We start from the raw sequence: 23866 nt of genomic DNA on the forward strand, positions 1-23866 counted from the left end.
GACCGATGTGAGACAGATTCACTATGATGGCCCGACATTGCTTGGGAGGTGGCAATTGCATGGCCGGCACCCCGCTCCTCAATAATTGGCCTCGATCGAGGCGGGTCGCATCGCGGGCGCTCGCGCCACTGCTCTTCGCCATCGTGGTATTTCTTGCGTGTCTGATCGGCATCCATACGCGGCCGGTCGGTTTCCTGGCGACGGTCTGGCCGGCCAATGCCGTGATGCTCGGTCTTCTCATCCGGATGCCCTCAGCGGGCCGGCTGCCCAAGTGGATCGCCGGCGGCATCGCATTCATGGCAGCCGACCTGCTGACAGGATCGTCGCTGGTCAAGGCGCTGATCCTCAACGGCGCCAATCTCGCGGGTATCGCGGCGGCGTATGGGGTTTATATGCGATCTCCCGCCGCCCAGACGGGGCTGCGGCAACCCGCGTCCATGCTTTATCTCCTCCTTGCAGCAGCGGCAGGCGGGGCGGTGGCGGGTGTGGTGGGCGGCGTGGCCAACCCCATGCTTTTCAATGGCAGCGCTCTTCGCGGATGGGTATTCTGGTGCGCAACGGAGTTCGCCAACTATGCCGCGGTTCTGCCTGTCATCTTGGCAGCTCCAGACCAGCTTCGCTGGCGACAGCGGCTTCAGGACTCCAAGTCATTGAGGGCAGCGGACATTCCTCCCGTGGCCGTGCTTTTGTTGTCCTTTATGGTTGCCGCCTGGATCGGCGGCCCGGGTGCCATCGCCTTTCCGGTTCCCGCCTTGCTCTGGTGCGCTCTGGTCTACCCGGTTTTCCCGACCGCTGCTCTTACCTTGCTCTTTGGCGTCTGGACCCTGGGTTTCATCTCGGCCGGCTACGTGCCGGCACATCCCGATGACGAGATGATGCTCGTCTCCTGGAGGCTGGGGATCTCCCTGATCGCCGTCACGCCGATTATGCTGGCATGCGTGATGCAAAGCCGCAACGACCTGCTGGCCAAACTCCATCACCTGGCCACGCATGACCCGCTGACAGGCATGCTCAACCGCAAAGCGTTTTGCGAGGATGCGGAAAAAAGCCTTGCCGGCACCCGGCAGCCCTGCGCGATACTGATGTTCGACCTCGATCATTTCAAGACGGTGAACGACACCTTCGGCCATGCCACCGGGGACAAGGTGCTGGTCGCTTTTGCTGAGCGGGTGAGGGCGTGCTTGCGCGCCCAGGATCTGTTCGGACGACTTGGCGGAGAGGAGTTCGCGGCCCTGGTGTTCGACTGCACGAAAGCGCAAGCTGTCGCACTCGCAGACAGGATTCGTTCGGCAACGCGCGAGCCGGTGATTCTGGACGATGGGAAGTCGCTGGTCATCACGACAAGCATAGGCATCGCCATGGACGATCCCGCCGATGGTCGTCCTGTTGGTGTCGATGGCCTGCTCGCCAGGGCCGACACCATGTTGTATCGCGCCAAGAGCGCCGGCCGTGATCGCTCCGACGTGTGAATGACGGAGAGGGGCATCCTCCCAGGCCTTTCTGGTCATGGGCCGCTGATGAATGGCCCACGAAAAGATCGTAAACAGGTTCTCAAGAGCGATTTTTCATCGCGCGCATGCGCATTTCTACAATGCCGGGGTCGTGCCTTGCCTGCGGCCTTGCGCGGCTGCAAGCCCTGCCAACAGGTTTTGAGGAGGCGTTCCATGAAGCTCCGGATGAAGGACACGCTGTGGCCCGCTGCCATGACCCTCGTCTGTGTGGCCTGGTTGACCGGCTGCAATGTGATGGATAACCCTGCGCTGATGCAGGCCGGCGGCTCGGCCTTGCGTGCGGTGGCGCTCACCGATGCCGAGGTGATCCAGCTTTCCACCCAATCCTGCGCGGCCATGGATGCGCAAAACCATCTGGCCTCCAGTGGCAGTGCCTATGCGCGGCAGCTTTCCCAGGTGGTGGCTCCGCTGCCCAGGACCATCAATGACCAGGCAGTGAACTTCAAGCTCTACCAGACCCAGGAAGTCAACGCCTGGCCCATGGACAATGGCTGCGTGAGGGTCTATACCGGGCCGATGGACTTGATGAACGACGATGAATTGCGTGGCGTGATCGCCCATGAGATGGGACACGTCGCGCTGGGCCATTCACGTGCCGGCATGCGTACGGCCTATGCAACTTCTGCAGTATGAGGGGCCGGCCGCGGCAGCCAGTGGCAACACGGCGCTGGCTGCCCTGTCGGGCTCGTTGGCGAGCGATTTGGCCGAGCAATTCGTCAATGCGCAGTTTTCACAGGCCCAGGAGACCGCAGCGGACAGCTACGCCTTCGACCTGCTCACGCAACTGGGACTCGAGCGCAAGGGGCTGGTCACCGGTTTTCAGAAGCTCGCCAGCCAGGGCGGTGGTGCCGGCCTGGCTCTGCTCGGTTCGCACCCGCCTTCCGAGCAGCGCGCACGCAACATGCAGACCCGTCTGAATCGGGGGCAGTGAGGCAGCGGGGACGACACATCCCCGCCCCGCAACACCCCCATGCCTGCAGCCATCGGTGGCCGCAGGCATATGAGCATCACAGCGGCGGAATGCGCAGCTTCTGGCCGGGGTAGATCTTGTCAGGGTCGCTGAGCATCGGTTTGTTGGCCTCGAAGATCACCGGGTACTTGCTGGCGTTGCCGTAGTACTTCTTGGCAATGGCCGACAGCGTGTCGCCCTTGACCACGTCATGGTACTGGGCTTCGGGCTCGGGGTTGGTCACGGTCATGGTGTTTTCCACCGAGGTGACATTGGCGACATTGCCGCAGCACAGCGTGACCTTCTCCAGATCCTGCTGGGTGTTGGCCACGCCGCTGACGGTGACTTTGCCGGTGGCTCCATCGAAGCCGACCTTGACGTCGGAGACGTCGAGCTTCTGCGTGCCGATGTAGTCTTCAATGGCCTTGGCGGCGGTGGCGTTCAAGGCCTCCTGGTTGCTGGGCGCAGCGGCCTCGGCGGCGTGGGCCTCCTTGCCGCCGAAAAGCTTCTCTCCTGCTTCCTTGATAAAACTGAACAGTCCCATTGTCGACTCCTTGTGTTGAAACGTGCGCACAAGCGGTATCCGGGTGCCGCCGTGCGCGTCCAAGTGTAGTGCGTTCGGTGCGTGCAAGAGCCGGAGCCGTTATTATTTTCGGTTCCGATCATCAAAATACACATTTCAACAGATGACGCTACTGGCAATCGACATCGGCAACACACGCCTGAAATGGGCCATGTACAGTGAGCCGCGCTGGGGTGCACGCCTGCTGGCTCAGGGGGTGGAATTCCTCGACCACATCGACAGGCTGTCCGAGAGCCACTGGGCGGGACTGCCCGCGCCGCGCATGATGGTCGGCTGCGCGGTGGCCGGCGAAGCGGTGCGCCGGCGCGTCGACGAGCAGCTTGAAATGTGGGATCTGGAGCCGCACTGGGTGCATTCGAGCCAGCAGGCGGCCGGCCTGATCAATGGCTATGACCATCCGGGCCGGCTGGGGGCCGACCGCTGGGTGGCCATGATCGGCGCGCGCAACCGCCAGTTGGCCAGGCAGGTCAGCAAGCCCATCATCGTGGTGATGGTGGGTACGGCGGTGACGGTGGAGGCCATCGATGCCAGCGGCCACTTTCTCGGCGGCTTGATTCTGCCTGGCCACGGCATCATGCTGCGTGCGCTGGAGTCGGGCACGGCGGGCCTGCATGTGCCTACCGGCGAGGTGCGCCAGTTTCCCACCAATACCAGCGATGCGCTCACCAGTGGCGGCACTTATGCCATTGCCGGCGCGGTCGAGCGCATGATCGGCCATCTGCAGGCGCACACGGGCGAGGAGCCGGTGCGGATCATGACCGGCGGGGCGGCCTGGAAAATGGCGCCGAGCATGACGCGGCCTTTCGAACTGGTCGAAAGCCTGATCTTCGATGGCCTGCTGGCCATCGCCGAGGAGCGCCTGGAGCGCCAGCCGGAGGCGCCCAGGGCGGCTTGATGCCAGCGGCGGCCAGCCGGGTCGGCCGGCCGCGCGTCTTCAGGATTCGACGTCAGAATTCAAAGCCGCTCGGCTCGGGAAATCCCTGCAGGCGCGGCAGGTTGAAGTCCCAGGGCGTGGTCACCGCATATTGGTCGTTGGTCTTGCGCACCAGCTGCATGCGCATGACGGGCTCCTGGCCCACGCAGGCCATCAGGCGGCCGCCTTCATTGAGGGCGGCGAGCAGCAGCGGCGGTACCTCGACCACCGAGCCGCTGACGACGATCACGTCGAAGCCGCCGGCCGGCACCTCAGTGGCGCCATTGGCCTGCAGCACCTGCACGTTGGCGATCTGGTTTTTCTGCAGGTTGCCCTGCGCCAGGCGCACCAGCTCGGGCTCGATCTCCAGGCTGATGACTTCCCGGCCCAGGCCGCCCAGCAGCGCGGCCATGTAGCCGGAGCCGGCGCCGATTTCCAGCACACGCTCGTGCGGCTGCACCTTCAGGTCGTTGAGCATGCGCGCCTCGATCTTGGGCGGCACCATGCACCAGTCGGGGTGGTGCTGCAGGCTGTCCTCGCTCACCAGCGGCACCTGCAGGTCCATGAAAGCCAGTGCCTGAAAGGCCTCTGGCACGAAGTGCTCGCGCTTGACCCTGCCCAGCAGCTCCAGCACCGCGGTGTCGTCGACGCGCCAAGGCCGGATCTGCTGCTCGATCATATTGAAGCGGGACACATCCGCAGGATGGGTGAACTCTTGCAGACGGTTCAGGGGCAGGGTCATCGTGTACTCCAGGACTGAGGCGTGGGTGTATGTGTGGGGGCCGGGTCGACCAGCGGCGCAGAGGAGAAGACAGCAGGCTGTGGCGGATCAATGCATCCGGCATTTTAGAACCTGTTTACGGTCTTTTCATGGGTCACGTTGCTCCGACAGGTGATGCGATACGAGGCGCCAACTTCGTCGGGCCGGTGGCCCGGCGAGGTTGCGGCAAGGTGACCATGCGCCCGAGACAGGCACGGGCGGTGCGCGATGGGAGTCCAGCGCGGCGCCGGACGGCTTTTCTCATGGATGCAGGCGTGCAAAGCGGCGCCGGGCCCACTGGCCCCACTCGTCCAGGTAGCCATAGACCACCGGCACCACCACCAGTGTCAGCAGCGATGAGGTGATGACGCCGCCGATCACCGACTGGCCCAGCGGGCCCATCACCTCGGCGCCCTCGCCGCGCGAGAGCGCCAGCGGCAGCATGCCGAAGACCATCGCCAGCGTGGTCATCAGGATGGGGCGCAGCCGCACGCGTGCGGCCTTGAGCAGGGCCTCGTCGCGTGGCAGGCCGGCAACGCGCCTGCCGTCGTCGTCCTCGTGGTCGCGCCGCGCGCGGTTGGCGAAGTCGATCAGCAGAATGGCGTTCTTGGTCACCAGGCCCATCAGCATGACGATGCCGATGACCGAGATCATCGAGATGCGCGAACCGAACACGAGCAGCGCCGCAGCCACGCCGATCATGGTCAGCGGCAACGACATCATCAGCGCGATGGGCTGCAGAAAGCTCTGGAACTGGCTGGCCAGCACCATGTAGATGAACACCACCGCCAGTGCCAGCGCCATCAGCGCATAGGCGAAGGATTCCTGCATGTCGTTGGTGGCACCGCCGAACTGGTAGCTGTAGCCCGCGGGAAGTGGTGTGGCGTCGAGCAGCCGGCGAATGTCCGCCGACACCTCCCCGAGCGAGCGCAGCGAGGTGTTTGCAGTGATGCGCACCTCGCGCTGCAGGCTGTGGCGGTCGATGGAGTGGGGCGTGCTGCCCTCGCGCAGCGTGGCCACCTGGCCGAGCGAGACCAACTGCACTCCGGTGGCGCCATTGCCGATGACGAAGGGCAATTGCGCCAGGTCGTCGAGCTGCGCGCGGTCTGCGGCCGCCAGGCGCAGCCGCACGTCGTAGGCCTGGCCGTCCTGCGCGCGCCAGTTGCCCACCGTGTCTCCGGCGAGCAGCAGGCGCAGCGGTGTGGCGATGTCCTGCAGCCCGAGGCCCAATGCCGAGGCCTCCTCGCGCCGCATCTCGACGTTGACGATGGGGACGCGCTGCTGGGTGCGGGCATCCAGGTCGACCAGACCGGCAATGGCTTCGAGCTGCGGAATGAGCTGGCGCGAGATGCGCGTGAGTTCGGCCAGGTCACCGCCCTTGAGCGAGAACTCCAGCTCCTTTTGCCCGCCCACCGGATCGAGCAGGCCCACGTGCGTGACGGTGATGCCGGCGATCTGGCGCAACTGCTGGCGCAGCACACGCGCCATTTCATCGACGTTGCGTGTGCGTTCATGGCGGTCGATCAGGCGCACGTACATGCTTGCGTAGTTCTTGCCCTGGGCATTGCCGCTGTTGATGGTGGTGAGGGTGTAGCGCACCTCCGGCATGGCGCGCACGATGGCTTCGACCTGCCGCACCTTGCCCTCGGTCTGCTCGATCGAGGAGCCCATCGGGGTGTGGAACTGGATGGTGGCCTCGGAATAGTCCGAGGCCGGAACGAACTCGGTGCCGACCAGCCGCAGCATGAAAAGGCTGAGCACGAAGATCGCCAGCGCCGCCAGCACGGTAGCAAGACGGTGGCGCAATGCCCAGCCGAGTGCATCCTGGTAAAGCGCAGAGAGCGCACCGGTGAGGCGCTCGAACCAGGTTGTCAGCCGGCCCAATGTCGGCTTGTAGAGGCGCGCCAGCGGGCCGTGCCGGGGCTCGGCCCGCTGGCGCCAGGCCGGGCTGACCTGCGGATCGTGCCAGACGCTCGAGAGCATCGGGTCGAGCGTGAAGCTGACGAACATCGAGATCAGCACTGCGGCGGCGATGGTCAGGCCGAACTCGTGGAAGAACTTGCCGATGATGCCGCCCATGAAGCCGATCGGCAGGAACACCGCGACGATGCACAGCGTGGTCGCCAGCACCGCCAGGCCGATCTCACGCGTGCCCTCCATGGCCGCGTCGTGGGAGTTCTTGCCCATCTGCAGGTGCCGCACGATGTTCTCGCGCACCACGATGGCGTCGTCGATCAGCAGGCCGATGCACAGCGACAGCGCCATCAGTGTCAGCATGTTGATCGAAAAGCCGAACAGGCCCATGAACATGAAGGTGCCGATCAGCGCGATCGGCAGTGTCAGCCCGGTGATGATGGTCGAGCGCCAGGAGTTGAGGAAGAGGTAGACGATCAGCACCGTGAGGATGGCGCCCTCGACGAGGGTGCGCTGCACGGCGGCCACCGCCACGCGGATCTGGCGCGAATCGTCGGAGACCGCCTGCAGCACGAGGCCCGGCGGCAGTTCGGCCTGCAGCGCCGCCACTGCGGCATTGAGGCCGTCGACCACCTCGATGGTGTTCTCGTCCTGGGCTTTTTGCACGTTCATCAGCAGCGTGCGCCGGCCGTTGAAGAGCGCCAGCGAATCCAGCTCCGCGGCGCCGTCGCGCACCCGTGCAAGCTCGCGCAGGAATACCGGCGCGCCGCCGCGGCGTGCAACGATGAGGTCGCCGAAATCGTCCGGCCAGCCGATGCGTCCGTCGATCTGCACGCTGCGCTCCTGCTCGGCCGAGCGCAGCGTGCCCAGCGGCACGTCCTGGTTCTCGCCCTGCACGGCATCGGCCAGTTCCTGGGGCGTGACCCCGTGCGCGCGCAATGCGGCTGGCACCGGCTCGATGGTGATGATGCGCTCGGTGCCGCCGACGACATGGACGGCGCCGACGCCGCGCACGTTCTCGAGGCGGCGCTTGAGCACCTGCTCGGCCCAGTTGGTCAGGGCCACCGGGTTGCGCGCCAGCTCGGCCGTTGGCGGGGCATCGGCGGCGGGAATGACGGCCAGCGACCAGATCGGCCGGTCCTCGGGGTCGAAGCGCTGAACCACCGGGTCCTCGACTTCGTCGCGCAACTGGCTGCGCATGCCGGCGATCTTCTCGCGCACGTCCTCGGTGGCGCGGCGCCCGTCCATGGTCAGCTCGAACTGGACGATGACCACCGAGACGCTGTCATAGCTGCGCGAACTCAGCAGGTTGATGCCGGCAATGGTGTTGACGGCCTCCTCGATCTTCTCGGTCACCTCGCTCTCGACGATCTCGGCGGACGCGCCCGGGTAGCTGGTGACCACGACCACCACCGGGAATTCGATGCTGGGGAACTGGTCGACCTTCATGCGCTGGTAGGCGAATGAGCCCAGCACGATGAAAGCCAGCATGACCATGGTGGCCATGACCGGATTCTGCAGGCTGACGCGGGTGAACCACATGTGCTGGCCGCGTCTTCAGGGCTGCACGGCCGCCGCGCCCGCGGGCGCGGCGATGGGGCTGTTCGCGGCGGGCGGCTCGTCGACCTGCACGAGCGTGCCATCGCTGAGCAGGCCGGCCGCGCCGGTCAGGATGGGCGTGCCATCGGCGAGACCCTCGACGGCAACCCAGACCTGGCCGCCGGCGCGCATGCGGGCACCCACCTGCACCGTGCGGTGGAGGATGCGCTGGCGATCTTCGGTCAGCAGCAGCACGTAGGGCAGCGGCCTGTCGGTGCGGATGGCCGTCTGCGGCACCAGCACGGCATCCACTTCGCCGGTGGTGATCTCGCCGCGTGCGAACAGGCCGTCGCGCAGCGGCGCTGCTGCGGCCTGCCCGCCATCCAGCACGTCCGGCAGCACGCGCAGGAACACCGGCACGCTGCGACTGCCGCTTTGCGTGGCGGGGCTGATGCGGGTGACCTCGGCTGGCAGCGGCGCCCTCAGGCCCTCGACCTGCAACTGCGCCGGCTGGCTGGCGCGCACGTGCAGCGCATCCTGCGCCGAAACTTCGGCCTGCAGTTCGAAGTGGCGCACATCCACGATATCCAGCACGGCCTGGCCGGCGCTGACTACCTCGCCCGTCTGCAGATGGCGGCGTGCCACCACGCCGTCGAGCGGGCTGGTGGCGCGACTGTCGCCCAGGCCCTTGCGGGCCACTTCCACACCGGCGAGCGCGGCCTGGTGGTTGGCGCGCGCGGCCTGCTGCCGCGCCTCGCTGTTGGCCAGCGCGGTGGGCGAAATGAAACCCTGCCCGGCCAGAGCCCGGCTGTTGTCCGCATCGCGCTGCGCCATCTGCCACTCGGCCTGCGCTGCCTGCGCCTGTTGCCGGGCCTGCTGCAGGCGCGCGGCGGCATCCTCGGCGGCAATCGAGAAGAGCACCTGGCCGGCGCGCACCGGCTCGCCCTCGCGCAGGCGCAGGTCCTGGATCTGGCCGCCGTATTGCGCCCTGATGCTCACGCTCTCGAGCGCGCGCAGGCTGCCCGAGGCCGGCACCTGCAGCGGCATGCGGCGGCGCTCGGCCATGGTGATGTCATCGGGCGCGAGGCGGATGCGCAGCGACTGGCGCGCGGTCTCGTCCTGCGCCAGTGCCACCGCATGGTCCCGCTGGCGCTGCCAGGCGCGCGTGCCGCCCCAGAGCAGCAGCGCCAGGGTGGCGAGCACCAGGGTCCATAGCAGTTTTTTCTTCATGTCGGAGTGCGGCAGGTCGGCGAAAGAGGGTTGTGATGGAACGGGGTACAGGTTCTCACGATGGCGTCGAGGCATTATGACAAGCGGCCGTGTGGCTGCGGTGTGGCTGCGCTATATTGCCCCTGTTGGCCGGCCTGGTGCCTTCGTGCCGCCGCGAAGACATGCGTCCTGCCAGGTTGGCCTTGCCCCAAAGGAGAATTCATCATGACGGAATCATTCATCACGCTCGGCGCCGGTTGTTTCTGGTGCACCGAGGCGGTCTATGAACGGGTGCGCGGTGTGGCGAGCGTCGAGTGCGGCTACGCCAATGGAGACAACCCGCAGCGGCCGAGTTACGAGCAAGTCTGCACGGGCGGGACCGGCTATGTCGAGGTTGCCCGCATCGGCTTCGACCCGCAAGTGGTCAGCCTGACGCAGTTGCTGGAGATCTTCTTCACCATCCACGATCCGACCAGCCTGAACCGACAGGGCGCCGATGTGGGCACGCAGTACCGCAGCGGCATCTATGTCGAGAACGACGAGGAGCGCGAGATCGCCGAGGACCTGATCCGCGAGATCGACGCCAGCGGCACGCTGGGCAAGCCGGTGGTCACCGAAGTCGAGTCGCTGCGCAACTACTGGAAGGCCGAGGACTACCACCAGAACTATTTCGCCAACAACCCGCACCAGGGCTACTGTGCGGCCGTGGTGGGCCCCAAGGTCGAGAAGTTCCGCCAGACCTTCGCGGCCCTCATCAAGCCGTGAGACGGCCTCCGGGGGTGCGAAAAATCGGCCGCAAACCGGTTTTCAGGCCTGCCGTGGCGCCGTGACCGGCTGGAGGTGCCGGCATTTCTGGGTAGAATGGATTGGTTTTTGTTCGCGCAGGGCATGGCCTGCGCTTGTTTTCTGCGTTTGCGCCCGCGCCGGGCGTCCCGCACCGTTACTGGAGACGTTCCCCAATGACTTATCAGCACATCAAGGTGCCTGCCGAGGGCCAGAAGATCACCGTCAATGCCGACAATTCGCTGAATGTGCCGGACCAGCCGATCATCCCGTTCATCGAGGGTGACGGCACGGGCGCCGACATCACGCCGGTGATGATCAAGGTGGTCGATGCGGCCGTGGCCAAGGCCTATGGCGGCAAGAAGAAGATCCACTGGATGGAAGTCTATGCCGGCGAAAAGTCCACCAAGGTCTATGGCCCTGACGTGTGGCTGCCCGACGAGACGCTCGACGCCGTCAAGGACTACGTGGTCTCCATCAAAGGCCCGCTGACGACCCCGGTGGGCGGCGGTATCCGCTCGCTGAACGTGGCGCTGCGCCAGCAACTCGACCTGTACGTCTGCCTGCGCCCGATCCAGTATTTCGACGGTGTGCCTTCGCCCGTCAAGGAGCCGCAGAAGACCAACATGGTGATCTTCCGCGAGAATTCCGAAGACATCTACGCCGGCATCGAGTTCGAGGCCGAGTCCGACAAGGCCAAGAAGCTCATCAAGTTCCTGCAGGACGAGCTGGGCGTCACCAAGATCCGCTTCCCCGAAACCTCGGGCATCGGTGTCAAGCCGGTCTCGCGCGAGGGTACCGAGCGCCTGGTGCGCAAGGCCATCCAGTACGCCATCGACAACGACAAGCCCAGTGTCACGCTGGTGCACAAGGGCAACATCATGAAGTTCACCGAAGGTGGCTTCCGTGACTGGGGCTATGCACTGGCCAAGAACGAGTTCGGCGGCGTCGAGATCGACGGTGGCCCGTGGCTTAAGATCAAGAATCCCAAGACCGGCAAGGACATCGTCATCAAGGACAGCATTGCCGATGCCTTCCTGCAGCAGATCCTGCTGCGCCCGGCCGAATACAGCGTGATCGCCACGCTGAATCTCAACGGCGACTATGTCTCCGACGCGCTGGCGGCACAGGTCGGCGGCATCGGCATCGCCCCGGGTGCCAACCTGAGCGACACCGTGGCCATGTTCGAAGCCACCCACGGAACGGCGCCCAAGTATGCCGGCAAGGACTACGTCAACCCCGGCTCGGAAATCCTCTCGGCCGAAATGATGCTGCGCCACATGGGCTGGACCGAGGCGGCCGATGCCATCATCAGCGCCATGGGCAAGTCCATCAAGAGCAAGAAGGTCACCTATGACTTCGCGCGCCTGATGGAAGGCGCGACGCAGGTGAGCTGCTCCGGTTTTGGTCAGGTCCTGATCGACAATCTGTGAACCGCGGCGCGGCGATCGGCCGCGCCACCCGCGAACGGCAAACGCAAAAGCACGGCCCTTGACGGAGGGCCGTGCTTTTTTGCGTGGTGTCCCGGAAGGCTGATCCTGCCCAGGCAGCAGGCGCGGCGGCGACCGGTTCGATTTTGTAAGAAGTGGGCATTCTTGCACCGCTTGTGCACCAGCGGCCAGTCTGGTTCGTTGTCATCAAACCGACATGAACCGATCCGCAACGATGAACAAGAGATTCTGGGAACTCGACGCCCTGCGCGGCCTGATGCTGGTGCTGATGACGCTGACGCACCTGCCCACGCGCCTGACCGCCCCGACGGGCCAGCCGTTTGGCTATGTCTCTGCAGCCGAAGGGTTCGTGCTGCTCTCGGCCTTCATGGCGGGCATGGTCTATGGCCGCCGCAGCCTGCGCGATGGCCTGCCGGCCATGCGCGATGCCCTGTGGCAGCGCGCCGGCAAGATCTATGTCTGCCATGCGCTGATGCTGCTGTTTCTCTTCACCGTCGTCGCTGCGCTGGCGGTCCGCATCGGCCAGCCCGGCGCGGTCGGCCTGATGCGCTATTTCCTGGAAAATCCCTTCACGGGCTGGTTCGCCAGCCTGGCGCTCATCTACATGCCGCCGCTGCTGGACATTCTGCCGATCTACGTGCTGTTCATGCTCGCCAGTCCCTTGCTGCTCTCCCATGGTCTGCGGCATGGCTGGGGCGCCATCCTGAGCGTGAGCGTGCTGTTCTGGCTGGGCGCGCAGTTCGGCATCGGCGACTGGCTGTATGACACGATTGCCGTGGCCATCGGCCTGTCGGTACCTCTCAACGAGACGGGCTCGTTCTCCATCTGGGCCTGGCAGCTGATCTGGGTGATGGGCCTGTGGCTGGGGGCCAGCCTGGCGCAGGGCCGCGCGCAGGTCTTCGCGCTGCCGCGCTGGTCGGTGACGCTGGCCGTGGCGCTGGCGCTGACCTTCCTGGTCTGGCGCCATGTGGTGGGCCAGGTGCCGTTTGCGATCGGATCGGCGGGCAACCTCTGGTTCGACAAATGGACGCTCGGGCCGCTGCGCATGATCAACCTGTTCGCGCTGCTCGCCGTGGCATTGCATTTCGGCCCGAGGCTGGCTGCATATCTGCCGCGGCCGCGCTTTCTCATCACGCTGGGACAGGCTTCGTTGCCGGTGTTCTGCGCTCACCTGGTGATCGTGCTGCTGGTGCTGGCCACCATGGGCGGCGCCCCCGATGCCCGGCCATGGTGGGGCGATGCGCTGTTGCTGGCGGCCTGCTTTGGCACGCTCCATGCGGTCGCGCGCATCAGCCAGTGGCATGACCGCCAGCGCGCGGCACGCCGTGCCGCGGCAGCGGCTGTGCCGGCAGAGGTGGTGGGGCCGCAGCTGTCGCCGGCGTTGCACCCGCCGACAGCGACGCTGCGGGCCTGAGCTGGTTTCCCCAAAAGCCGCCGCACATGCCGCGGCAGTCTCCTGGCCGTCAGACGCACATCAAGCCGGCGGCCAGGGCTCCAGCAGCCAGCCCGTATCGCTGGCACGCAGACGCTCGCCAAGTGCGATCTGACGCATGAACACGGCATCATGCGAGGCCACCACCAGGCATCCCCGGTAGTTCCGCAGCATGGATTCGAGCGCCTGCAATGACGGCAGGTCGAGGTGATTGCTGGGCTCATCGAGCACCAGCAGTTGCGCGGGCGCATCAGCATAGAGGGCGCAGGCGAGGGCGGCTTTGAGCCGTTCGCCGCCGCTGAGGCGCCCGCTCGGGGCTTCGGCCTTGCCGGCATCCAGGCCCAGTTGGGCCAGCAGCATGCGCAGGCGTGCCTCGTCACTGCGCGGGGCGGCTTGCCGCAGCCGTGCCAGCGCGCTTTGCTGTGGAGCGAGACCGCCCAGGTGCTGGTCCAGGTAGACCGCCGGGGCCTGGCGCAGGACGCGTCCCGTCTCTGGTGGCAGAACGCCAGCCAGCACCTTCAGCAGGGTGGACTTGCCGCAGCCATTCGGTCCGGCGATGCCCAGGCGCTGACCGCTGTGCAGGCTCAGGTCGATGGGGCCGCGCAAGGCCGGCGCGCCAAAGGGCAGCCGCACGCCCTCGAACAGTACCACGCCGTGGCTGGATGAGAACGGTGGCGGCGTGGGCATGGCATGCAGGTGGATCGCCGCTTCCGGCGCAATGTGCCCGGCCGCGTCGCGCACCTGTGCGTCGAGCTCGGTGCGGCGCGCATCCTGGGCCTGGCGCAGCTTGCCGCCGCTGCCCTGGCTGCGCTCCTTCTGGCGGTCGAGCAGGATGCGCGCCTGGTTGGCTTCGCGCCCTTGTCGCTGGCCACGCGCCAGGCGCCGCTCCTGCCGTTCGCGCTGCACCTGCAAGATCTTGCGCTCGCGCTGGCGTTCCAGCTTGCGCCGCGCCAGTTCCTCTTCGGCTGTGGCGTTCTCCCTGGCCTTGGCCTGTGCATAGTGCGCGTAATTGCCGCCATGGCTGCGCAGGCCCAGCGGCGAGAGTTCGACGATGCGTGCCATGTGGCCCAGCAGCTCGCGGTCATGGCTGACCACCAGCAAGCCGCCTTGCCAGCGGCGCAGCTGATCGATCAGGTCTTCTCGGCCTCGCGCATCGAGGTGGTTGCTGGGTTCGTCTAGGATCAGCCAGCCGGCGCCCGAGAGCGCTGCGCCCAGCAATGCCACCCGCATGGCTTCACCGCCGCTGAGCGTGTGGGCGGGGCTGTCGGCACGCAAGTGCGCGAGGCCGGCGTCCCGCAGGCCCGCCTGCAGGCGCTGGGGCAGATCCCAGCGCTCGGCCAGCAGGTCGAAGTCGGCGCCGTCGCTGCTGCCCGCTTCGATGCGGGTCAGCGCGTCGAGGGCATCCTGCACACCGGCCAATGCCGCCACCGTGCCCGCGGTGGGCGGACCGGATTGCTGCGCCAGGTAGTGGACACTGCCACTGCGGCTGCAGCGACCTATGGTGGGCGTCAGCTCGCCGGCGAGAATGCGCGCGAGCACGCTCTTGCCCACGCCATTGCGGCCGACCAGGCCGGTGGCGCGTCGGTCGAAGTTTTCGTTGAGCTTGGAGAACAGCACTCTGCCGGTGGGCAGAACGTGCGAGACGCCTTCGAGCGTCAGGTAAGGATTCGTCATGGGGCGTTCCATCGATGCCGGACAATCTCCCCCCCGCTGTCAAGGCGTGGTGGTGGGAGCTGGGTGTCGGGCCGTCACTCGGACGGCGGCATCAATGGCGCATGGGACGAATCCTCCTGGGGGATGGCAAGCGGCCGATTATAGAAAATTGTCACGGCACATGCTGGCCGGCGGCAGGGGCGCCCTGCGCCAGCCCGGTATCAGCCGCAGCGCGTGGTGTCGGCGGGCGTTTGCGCATGCGGCGGCAACGCTGGCGCTTGGCCGTCTCCGGCAGGGAGCGCTTCGCCATCTTCCCCGCCCTCTGACTGTTCCAGCAGTGCCTGCGGCAGCTTTTTGGCGGGCTGGATGCCCAGCTCGCGCAGCATCTCGGCCTGGCGGATCACATTGCCCTTCTGGCTGGCGAGGCGGTGCATGGCCTGCTGCCAGGATTGCTGGGCGCGATCGAGCTGGCCGCCGAGATTTTCGAGCTCGGCGACAAAGGCCACCAGCTTGTCGTAGAGTTCGCCGCCACGCCGGGCGATTTCCTGCGCGTTGCGGGTCTGGGCCTCCTGCTTCCACAAGTGGGCGATGGTGCGCAGCACGAACAGCAGCGTCGAGGGCGCTACCAGCAGCACATTGCGCTCCCAGGCTTCCTGGCTGAGCCGCTCGTCCTCGCCCAGTGCCAGCATGAAAGCTGGCTCGATCGGCACGAACAGGATGACGAAGTCCAGTGACGTGAGGCCGTAAAGCTTCTGGTAGTTCTTGCCGGCCAGCTCGCGCACGTGGGCGCGCACCGACTCGACGTGCTGGCGCAGCGCCGCCTTGCGTTCGCCGGCCTGGCTGCTTTCGTCAAGGCGCACATAGCGCTCGTAGGCGGTCAGCGAGACCTTGGCGTCGATGATGAGGTGGCGCTGCTGCGGCAAGTGCACGATCAGGTCGGGCTGGGCGCGGCGGCCATCCTCGATGGCGAACGAGGATTGCGCCTCGTAATCGTGCCCGGCGCGCAGGCCGGCCTGTTCCAGCACCCGCTCGAGTACCGTCTCGCCCCAGTTGCCCTGGGTTTTTGCCGAGCCCTTGAGAGCCTGGGCCAGGTGGTGCGCCTCGTCGCTCAGGCGCCGGTTCAGTCCCATCAGGTCGTGCACCTGCTGGCCAAGTGCGGCGCGCTGCTTGCCTTCGGCATCGTAGAACTGCTCGATGCGGCCCTGGAACTCCTGCAGGCGGTTCCTGAGCGGGTCGAGCAGTTGCCCGAGGCTCTGGCGGTTCTGTTCGGCAAAGCGCTGGCTTTTTTCTTCCAGAATCGTCTGCGCCAGCTGCTGGAACTGCGTGCCAAGCGATTCCCGCGCGCGTTCGAGCAGCGCCAGCTTGTCGGCCGCGGCGGCCTGTTCGGCCCGCGCCTGCGCGCGCAGCGCCGCCAGTTCGCTGTGCAGGCGCGCCAGCTCGGCCTGGCTGCTCTGTTCGGCGGCACGGCTTTGCTGCAGCTGCGCCTCGAGTGCGGGAATGCGCTGGCTGCGTTCCTGCCACTGGGCGCGCTCGTCGCGCGCGGCATCGAGCGCCTCGCGCCATTGCAGGGCTTGCTGCTGCAGGTGCTGATGGGCGTTGCGCAGTGTCTCGAGCTGGTCGCGCCAGAGCGCGATCTCGCGTTCGGCCTGCTCGCGCCAGTCGGCCAGGCGCTGGCGCTGCACCTCGCGCTGGTTGGCGCCGGCGCGCCAGTGGCCGAGCAGCCAGCCGATCAGCAGCGCGGCCGCCGCCAGCGCCAGGGCGGCCCAGAGCGGCAAGCCGTCGAGTGGGGGCATGGACGTCGAATGTTGGCGGCTCAGCCGCGCGTGACGGGGGTGAGCGCCTTGCCGGTGGTGAAGAAGGCGATCAGGTTGTCGGCGGCCAGATTGGCCATGGCCAGGCGGGTGGTGCGCGTGGCGCTGGCGATGTGCGGTGTCAGCACTACGTTGTGGGCCTCCAGCAGCTCCTTGGCGAAGTGCGGCTCGTTCTCGAACACATCCAGGCCTGCGGCGGCGATTCTTCCGGCCTGCAGCGCGGCGGCCAGCGCCACGTCGTCGACGATGCCGCCGCGCGCGATGTTGATCAGCGTGGCGGTGGGCTTCATCAGCGCGATCTGCTCGGCGCCGATCAGGTGGTGCACGGCGGGTGTGTAGGGCAGCACCAGCACCACATGGTCGGCCTCGCGCAGCACCTCCTCGATGGTGGGGGCGTAGCGGGCCTTGAGCTCGGTCTCGGTGGCGGCATCGAGCGGCGAGCGGTTGTGGTAGATGAGCTGCATGCCGAAGCCGTGCACGCCGCGGCGCGCCACTGCCTGGCCAATGCGCCCCATGCCGATGATGCCCAAGGTGCTGCCGTGCACTTCGGCGCCGAGCAGCATGTCGTAGCGCCACTTGTCCCAGCGGCCGGCGCGCAGGAAGTGCTCGGCCTCGGTGATGCGGCGTGCGGTGGCCATCAGCAGCGCGAAGCCGAAGTCGGCGGTGGTCTCGGTCAGCACATCGGGCGTGTTGGTGCCGACCACGCCGGCGGCCTCCAGCGCCGCGACGTCGAAATTGTTGTAGCCCACCGCCATGTTGGCGACGATCTTCAGCGCCGGCGCCTGGGCCAGCACCTGGGCGTTGACGGTCTGCGCGCCGGTTAGAAAGGCCGCCTGCTTGTCCGCGAGTCGGCTGGTGAAGGCCTCGCCGGTCCAGACGGAGTCGGTGCGGTTGGCCTCGACGTCGAAATGCTGCTGCAGCTTGTCGACGACTTCCGGAAAGATCGGGCTGGCGATCAGGAGCTTGGGTCGGGTGGTCATGGGCAGATGCTCCGAGGAGAAGGGCAAGGGGGATGAAGAAAATCAGACGAAAAGTCAGCGGTGCCAGAACCAGGTCAGCACCAGGAACAGCGGCACCAGGATGCCGATCGACCAGGCCATATAGCCGAAGAAGCTCGGCATGCGCACGCCCCGGTCCTCGGCGATGGCCTTGACCATCAGATTGGGCGCGTTGCCAATATAGCTGAGCGCGCCCATGAAGACGGCGCCGCCGGAGATGGCCGCCAGCGTGGTGGGGAACTGGTGCATCAGCGATTGTGCCTCGCCACCGGCGGTGTTGAAGAAGACCAGGTAAGTGGGCGCATTGTCGAGAAAACCGCTGAGCAGCCCCGTGGCCCAGAAGTACATGGCCGGAATCGGCTGGCCATCGGCGCCGGTGACGGTGCGCACCACCGCCGCGAATGGGCCTGCCGTGCCGGCCTGCAGCATCGCGATGACCGGGATGATGGTCAGGAAAATGCCGGCAAAGAGCTTGGCGACCTCCTGCATGGGCGCCCAGCCGAACTGGTTGGCCGCGTGCACCCGGGCGGGTGTGCGCCAGAGTGAGAGCAGCGTGATGGCGATGAAGCCCAGGTCGCGCAGCAGGCCTTGCAGCGCCAGTTCGGTGCCCAGCACGGAGAAGACCACGCCCGGCTGCCACAGGCCGCTCATCAGCACCAGCGCCACCACCGCCGCCAGCAGCAGGAAGTTGGCGCTGCCTTCGATGCGCAGGCGGTCGCTGTCGGTCGGTGTCGGATCGAACGGGCGGCGCCCCTCCTGGCGGTAGAACCAGCTGTCGAGCAGGAAGAAGATGGCCAGCAGCGCCAGGCTGAGGAACAAAGTCTCGCTCCAGATGTGCGAGAGCGTCCAGAAGAAATCCACACCCTTGAGAAAGCCCAGGAACAGCGGCGGATCGCCCAGCGGCGTCAGCGAGCCGCCGATGTTGGCCACCAGGAAGATGAAGAACACCACCACATGGGCGCGCTGGCGCCGGTCGTCATTGGCGCGCAGCAGCGGCCGGATCAGCAGCATCGCCGCGCCGGTGGTGCCCATCACGCTCGCCAGCAGCGTGCCCAGCGCGAGCATGGCCGTGTTGAGCAGCGGCGTGCCGCGCAGATTGCCGCGCAGGTGGATGCCGCCGGAGACCGTGAATAGCGCCGTCAGCAACAGCACGAATGGCAGGTATTCTGCCAGCAGCGCATGCACCAGGCCGGCCAGTGCCGTGGCCCAGCCGAACTGCAGGCCAAAGGGCAGCAGAAAGGCCAGCGCCCAGCCAGCCGTGACCTTGCCGAAATGGTGGTGCCAGAACTGCGGCGCCAGCAGTGGCAGCAGCGCGATCGACAGCAGCATGCCGGAGAAGGGCACGGCCCAGGGCAGGCCCAGGCTGGCGCCATCGATGCTGGCAGCCTGCGCCATGCCGGGCAGCAGCGCCGCGGGCAGCAGCCGGGCGAAGGTGCGCCGGCAGGAGCGGGTGGCGGTGGAGCGGGCGGAGGCGTCGGAGAGCATGGGCAGAAGACAGGGCGCGAAGCCGCGCAAAGGGGGAGGCGAATTGGCGTTGTGCGAATCGGTGCGAGCCGGCGGTGTGCGAATTGATGCGAATCGCCTCGAACGAGGTCCAGCGCGCACTGTAGCGCAATGCGGCGGGCAGCCCTGCCGGCGGGCTGCGTTTCCGCGTGGTTTCAGCGCTGCTGCAGCGCCAGCAGCACCTGGCGCAGCGTTTGCGGCAAGGGCGCGGGGCGGCGGCTGGCCCGGTCCACATAGACATGCACGAAATGGCCGCTGGCGGCGCTGTGTGGCTGCCCCTGGGCAAAGATGCCGACTTCGTAGCGGACGCTGGAGGTGCCGATGTGCGCCACGCGGATGCCCGCCTCGATGACTTGCGGGAAGGCCAGCGACGCGAAATAGTTGCACTGCGTCTCGATCACCAAGCCGATGATGCTGCCGGCTTCGATGTCGAGCGCGCCGTGGCGGATCAGGTGGCTGTTGACGGCGGTGTCGAACCAACTGTAGTAGACCACGTTGTTGACATGGCCGTAGATATCGTTGTCGGACCAGCGCGTACTGATGGTTTCGAATGCGGCGTAGGCGCTGCGCGGCTGCGGCGCGGGACGCGCAGGAGGAGTGGCGGTGTCGGTCATGGTGACGATTGTGCCAGCCGCGCAACGCCTGTCGCAATGCCGCGCACGACATCGATGGCCGCCGCAAACAGGTTCTCAGTGCATGGTTGCGACCAGCGGTTCCGGGCCGCCATCGTCGCTGCCGGCGATGTCGTCATCGGCGCGGCCGGCGTGCGCGACCACGTAGATGGGCGCATAGGCCTCGGCCTGGGTGATCTCGATCAGCGTTTCCTTGGCCAGTTCCAGCATGGCGATGAAGGTCACCACCAGCACCGGGATGCCCAGTTCCGGCCGGAACAGTTCCTCGAAGGGGACGTAGGGCCGGTTCCTCAGGTCGCGCAGCACGTGGCTCATGTACTCTCGCACGCTGAGCTTCTCGCGGGTGATGGTGTGGTGGGCCACCAGCTTGCTGCGGCGGATGATGTCCAGCCAGGCGCGCTGCAGGTCCTCGGGCCGCACGCTGGGCAGCACCGGTGCCAGCTTGAATTCGGCGTGTGCCTGTGCGACGAAGAAATCGCGCCCGTCCTGCGGCAGCACGGCGAGCTTTTGCGCGGCCTGCTTGGTCTTCTCGTACTCCAGCAGGCGGCGCACCAGTTGCGCGCGCGGGTCTTCGGCATCCTCTTCCTCGATGGCCGGCGGGCGCGGCAGCAGCATGCGCGACTTGATCTCGATGAGCATGGCCGCCATCAGCAGGTACTCGGCAGCCAGTTCGAGGTTGCGGCTGCGGATCTCTTCCACATAGCCCAGGTACTGCTGCGTGAGCGGCACCATCGGGATGTCGAGGATGTTGAAGTTCTGCTTGCGGATCAGGTAAAGCAGCAGATCCAGCGGGCCTTCGAAGGCGTCGAGAAAAATCTCCAGCGCATCCGGCGGGATGTAGAGGTCGGCGGGCAGCTCGAAAAGCGGCTCTCCATACAGCCTCGCCAGGGCCCGTTCGGCAGCGGCATCGAGCGCCTCCCCTGCCGGGGCGGCGTCGATGGCCGTGTCTGCCTTGTCCGTGGCGCCGGCCCCGTCTGTATCAGCGAACACCATGGCCGGCATTTCGCCGGTCTCGCTGCCGGCCGCGTCAGGCAGGGTGTCCAGACCGTCGCCGGAGGCCGTCATCGCGGAAAACGGTGTGCTTGTGGCGATGAGAGGACTCAAGCCTCGGCGTCGGGGTTGGTCTGGTAGACGTAGGGCTTTTGCGGCACTTCGCCGGCGCGGTACTCCTGCCAGATGCGCGCATCGACGTTCTTGTCCCACAGCAGCTTGCGGCCGGCCTGTTGCTCGGCATCCAGGCTGGGCTTCTGGTGCTTGAGCTGCGCGATGAACCGGGTCGCTTCGGATTGGTAGTGGGGACGCTGGAAGAATGACATAAACTGCACCTCGTAATAGTGCGACATTCTAATGGGGCTGACATGCTGGAACGATTTTGGCGATGGACGGGTGGTGTGGCCATGGCGGCGTTGGCCCTGCTGCTGCCCGGCTGCGATCCGATCGCGCTGGACAAGCTCAAGGTGGGGCAGTCGACCGAGGCCGATGTGCGCGACGCCATGGGCCGTCCGGAGATGGTCTGGGACGACGGCCAGGGCGCGCGCACGCTCGAATACAACCGCCAGCCCCAGGGACACGTCAACTACATGATCTCGATCGGCGGCGACGGCCGCCTGCAGGCGGTGCGCCAGGTGCTCAATGAAGCCGAGTTTGCCAAGGTCCAGCCGGGCATGCATTACGACCAGGTGCGGCGCATGCTGGGCAAGCCGGCCAAGGATGTCTGGTATCCGCTCAAGCGCGAGCACGAGGTGGATTGGCGCTATCTGAGCGACCCGACCACCAGCGGCATGTTCACCGTGGTGCTCGATGCCAACCGGGTGGTGTTGCGCGCCCATATCGGCCCGGACATGGACGAGCAGTACCGCTCGGGCGGCGGCTACCAATGAGCCTTTTGTGCCACGCGTGAGAGCCATTTCTCATCCGCCACGTGTAAATCACTGATTTGCTTTCATCTTTCGATGAAGTCCACAGAGCTTGTGGATAACTTTGTGGACAAGCATGTGGAGAGGGGCCGGATGCCAGTCCTGACAAGGGCTTTGACACATTGCCGTTTCTTTATGCAATGGCCATGGTCTGGTTTTAGTTATTTGAAAATCAATGACTTGCATTGCACTATTGAAAGCATCACATTTCAGTGGCATGACCGAGCCATGACATGCTGACCACCGCTCACAGGCACCCAAAGTGTGCATAAGTGCTGGATTTTTGTGATATGCATGGCGCGTTGCGCGCCAGTTTTGCGCCACATCGACCGCAGGGCGTGGCCATTCGGGCGGGGCCAGTTCCTGATCGATCGCATGGCGCCGCGGGGCGCCCTGCATGCAGCCATGCACCAGGCCGGCGCACGGCAGGCTTATTCGGCGCCGCCCCGGTCCTGGCGCGTGGCCGGGATGAAGGGTAGCAGCAGGAACGAAGCCTGTTGCGGTCCGCTCAGGATGGTGTTGGTGCCGCCATACAGGGTCGGATCCCGGTCTTCATGCAGGAACGGGGCAGAACCCCTGAACAGGCCTTCGGTGAGGTGCGGAAAGGAGAAATCCTGGCCCTGGATGGTCAGCACCAGACGGTAGCCGGCCGGCACCACAATGCTGGTGGGCCAGATCTCCACGTCGATCGGATAGGGGTCGCCAGGCACGACGGCCTGTGGCGCCTGGTGCGCATGCCAGGGCCGGTAGGGGAGGCTGCGGGCCGGGTCCTGTGCCCGCTGTGACAGCCGCAGCCAGCCCTGGGTGACGGGGACCGCCGGAGCGTTGGCGCCTTCGAAAGTCACGTCCCGGCCCGTCGGATCGAGCAACCGCAGCGTCAGGAAGAAGTCGGCGTCGGCGCTGGAGGTGCTGACCCACAGGTGCGCCATCAATGGTCCGGTGAATTCACGGTCGGTGTCGGCTGCGGGCATGACAAAGCTCAGTCCGTCGGAACGGGCGGCATAGCTGGCACTGTGCCCCTGCTGTGGCAATTGCTGGTGCAGCTGCAACTGATTGGCATCGAGGTACCAGCGCTGGTACTCGGTGCGTTCGATGGGCCAGGCCGATTCGGCGCGCTCGCGAAAGCCGTTCTTTGGATCCCGGATGGTCAGCATGACGCGCGGTTCATCGGGGAAGGCCGTTTCGTCGCCTTTGAGAAAGCGATCGAAGAAGGCTTTCTGCACAGCGAAGGACTGCGGTGCATAGAACGGCGAGAAGTGGTCGCCCGTGTGCACGCGCAGCCATTTCTGCTGCGCCGCGATCTGCTGGTAGGCCTCCAGGTTGCCGCGCAGGTGCAGGCCGGCGCCGCTCCAGTTGCCGGCCGACAGCGTGGGCACGACGATGCGCTCGGCCCTTGGCGTGCGCTGCGCATAGTAGGCATCGTCGTAGGGGTGGGCCAGCATGTCCTTGAGCAGGGAGCTGGCGCTGCCCCGCAGCACCGTCTCCGGGATGGCCGCTCCGGCGGCCGGGCCGCCCGTGATGGCATCGACGAATGGCGATGCGCCGTTGCCATGCTGGTTGGGCAGGATTTGTGTGTTCATCCACAGCTTGCTGAACAGGGTGGAGGCGATGCCGCCGTGGTAGGACATGTCGCGGTAGGCATCGAAGGCGCCCTCCCACGGGATGATGGCGGCCAGGCCCTTGGGCTGCAGCGCCGCGACCTGCCACTGGTTGATGGCGTAGTAGGAAATCCCGAGCAGGCCGACCTTGCCGCTGGACCATGGCTGCTGCGCGGCCCATTCGATCAGCTCCTTGTAATCCTGGGTTTCGCGCGCGCCCAGCGGGTCGAGGTAGCCGGGCGTCTTGCCCGCACCGCGCGAATCGGCATGGATGACCACATAGCCTTGCGGCACCCAGCGTTCCGGATCGGGCATTTCCCAGCGCATGAACTGGCAGGTGGAGCCGTCGCAGAGCCCGGGCAGTTTCTGGCTCATCTTCTCCCAGGCGGCCTGGTAGGGCGGGGCCGTCTGCCACAGCACGTCCTTGCCATAGATGCCGTGGGTGATGATGACCGGGTAGCGTCCGCTCGCCTTGGGGCGGTACACGTTGATGTGCAAGGGCAGGCCATCGCTCATCGTCACGGTGGCGTCGTATTCGAACTGGACGGTATCGACGGGAAAGGGCATGGGCGCGCCGCTGGTCGATGGCGCGGCACTTGCCTCTGTGACGGGGCCGGGGACCTTGGCAGCGGCCCAGCTGGCTGTGCCTGCGGCGGCGAGTGCAAGGCATGCTGCGGTGATGCAGCGGCGGATTCCAAGTTTCAAAGGCAT

The 23866-nt window shown here is 66.3% G+C and carries 18 protein-coding genes and 1 pseudogene; 7 read left to right on the top strand and 12 right to left on the bottom strand.

Annotation, left to right across the window (positions count from 1 at the left end; genetic code table 11):
* Window positions 1-59: 59 nt before the first annotated feature.
* Complete coding sequence (locus EV687_RS16905; protein WP_122231391.1) at window positions 60-1469, top strand: GGDEF domain-containing protein; 1410 nt, start codon at window positions 60-62, stop codon at window positions 1467-1469.
* A 207-nt stretch (window positions 1470-1676) separates the two neighbouring features.
* A pseudogene (locus EV687_RS19460) lies at window positions 1677-2442 on the top strand (M48 family metalloprotease).
* 76 nt (window positions 2443-2518) lie between these two features.
* Here EV687_RS19460 and lysM read toward each other — a convergent pair.
* Window positions 2519-3004, bottom strand: a complete 486-nt coding sequence (lysM, locus tag EV687_RS16915; protein WP_122231393.1) for a peptidoglycan-binding protein LysM — start codon at window positions 3002-3004, stop codon at window positions 2519-2521.
* Between the two features lie 142 nt (window positions 3005-3146).
* On the opposite strand from lysM, the gene EV687_RS16920 reads away from it, so the two are divergent.
* The gene (locus EV687_RS16920) at window positions 3147-3938 is read left to right on the top strand and encodes a type III pantothenate kinase (protein WP_122231395.1); all 792 of its coding nucleotides are present in this window, start codon (window positions 3147-3149) and stop codon (window positions 3936-3938) included.
* A 52-nt stretch (window positions 3939-3990) separates the two neighbouring features.
* On the opposite strand, the gene EV687_RS16925 is transcribed toward EV687_RS16920, so the two are convergent.
* The 3 genes from EV687_RS16925 to EV687_RS16935 all read right to left on the bottom strand — a co-directional run bounded on the left by EV687_RS16925 (window position 3991) and on the right by EV687_RS16935 (window position 9399).
* Window positions 3991-4698 (bottom strand): protein-L-isoaspartate O-methyltransferase family protein, encoded by a 708-nt coding sequence (locus tag EV687_RS16925; RefSeq protein WP_122231397.1) that lies wholly within the window; start codon window positions 4696-4698, stop codon window positions 3991-3993.
* Between the two features lie 279 nt (window positions 4699-4977).
* Window positions 4978-8172: an efflux RND transporter permease subunit gene (locus EV687_RS16930; protein ID WP_122231399.1), complete on the bottom strand. Its 3195-nt coding sequence runs from the start codon at window positions 8170-8172 to the stop codon at window positions 4978-4980.
* Window positions 8173-8187: 15 nt separating this feature from the next.
* Window positions 8188-9399, bottom strand: a complete 1212-nt coding sequence (locus EV687_RS16935; protein WP_162846666.1) for an efflux RND transporter periplasmic adaptor subunit — start codon at window positions 9397-9399, stop codon at window positions 8188-8190.
* 204 nt (window positions 9400-9603) lie between these two features.
* Here EV687_RS16935 and msrA point away from each other — a divergent pair, with 204 nt between their 5' ends.
* The 3 genes from msrA (at window position 9604) to opgC (ending at window position 13026) form a co-directional block, all read left to right on the top strand.
* Window positions 9604-10143, top strand: coding sequence for a peptide-methionine (S)-S-oxide reductase MsrA (gene msrA / locus EV687_RS16940; protein ID WP_122231403.1), 540 nt, complete (start codon window positions 9604-9606; stop codon window positions 10141-10143).
* Window positions 10144-10337: 194 nt separating this feature from the next.
* Window positions 10338-11594 (top strand): NADP-dependent isocitrate dehydrogenase, encoded by a 1257-nt coding sequence (icd, locus tag EV687_RS16945; protein WP_122231405.1) that lies wholly within the window; start codon window positions 10338-10340, stop codon window positions 11592-11594.
* Window positions 11595-11826: 232 nt separating this feature from the next.
* On the top strand, window positions 11827-13026 hold the full coding sequence (opgC, locus tag EV687_RS16950; RefSeq protein WP_122231407.1) for an OpgC domain-containing protein: 1200 nt from the start codon (window positions 11827-11829) through the stop codon (window positions 13024-13026).
* Between the two features lie 60 nt (window positions 13027-13086).
* Here the strand turns inward: opgC and EV687_RS16955 are convergent, their stop codons facing one another.
* The 7 genes from EV687_RS16955 to EV687_RS16985 form a co-directional block, all read right to left on the bottom strand.
* On the bottom strand, window positions 13087-14718 hold the full coding sequence (locus EV687_RS16955; RefSeq protein WP_122231409.1) for an ABC-F family ATP-binding cassette domain-containing protein: 1632 nt from the start codon (window positions 14716-14718) through the stop codon (window positions 13087-13089).
* Between the two features lie 200 nt (window positions 14719-14918).
* The gene (locus EV687_RS16960) at window positions 14919-16490 is read right to left on the bottom strand and encodes a DNA recombination protein RmuC (protein ID WP_122231411.1); all 1572 of its coding nucleotides are present in this window, start codon (window positions 16488-16490) and stop codon (window positions 14919-14921) included.
* A 20-nt stretch (window positions 16491-16510) separates the two neighbouring features.
* Window positions 16511-17488, bottom strand: coding sequence for a 2-hydroxyacid dehydrogenase (locus tag EV687_RS16965; protein ID WP_122231413.1), 978 nt, complete (start codon window positions 17486-17488; stop codon window positions 16511-16513).
* A gap of 54 nt (window positions 17489-17542) precedes the next feature.
* On the bottom strand, window positions 17543-18901 hold the full coding sequence (locus EV687_RS16970; RefSeq protein ID WP_122231670.1) for a sodium:proton antiporter: 1359 nt from the start codon (window positions 18899-18901) through the stop codon (window positions 17543-17545).
* A 263-nt stretch (window positions 18902-19164) separates the two neighbouring features.
* Window positions 19165-19623, bottom strand: a complete 459-nt coding sequence (locus EV687_RS16975) for an acyl-CoA thioesterase (protein ID WP_122231415.1) — start codon at window positions 19621-19623, stop codon at window positions 19165-19167.
* A gap of 75 nt (window positions 19624-19698) precedes the next feature.
* Window positions 19699-20634, bottom strand: a complete 936-nt coding sequence (locus EV687_RS16980) for a segregation and condensation protein A (protein WP_122231672.1) — start codon at window positions 20632-20634, stop codon at window positions 19699-19701.
* Window positions 20635-20741: 107 nt separating this feature from the next.
* Entirely contained in the window at window positions 20742-20957 is a 216-nt protein-coding gene (locus EV687_RS16985) for a DUF3460 family protein (RefSeq protein WP_122231674.1), read from the bottom strand.
* Between the two features lie 42 nt (window positions 20958-20999).
* Here EV687_RS16985 and EV687_RS16990 point away from each other — a divergent pair, with 42 nt between their 5' ends.
* The gene (locus tag EV687_RS16990; RefSeq protein ID WP_122231417.1) at window positions 21000-21521 is read left to right on the top strand and encodes an outer membrane protein assembly factor BamE; all 522 of its coding nucleotides are present in this window, start codon (window positions 21000-21002) and stop codon (window positions 21519-21521) included.
* Window positions 21522-21988: 467 nt separating this feature from the next.
* Here the strand turns inward: EV687_RS16990 and EV687_RS16995 are convergent, their stop codons facing one another.
* Window positions 21989-23866, bottom strand: a complete 1878-nt coding sequence (locus tag EV687_RS16995; RefSeq protein ID WP_207226493.1) for a CocE/NonD family hydrolase — start codon at window positions 23864-23866, stop codon at window positions 21989-21991.

The organism is Corticibacter populi (assembly GCF_004217315.1).
In the GTDB taxonomy this organism is placed as follows: domain Bacteria; phylum Pseudomonadota; class Gammaproteobacteria; order Burkholderiales; family Burkholderiaceae_C; genus Lampropedia; species Lampropedia populi.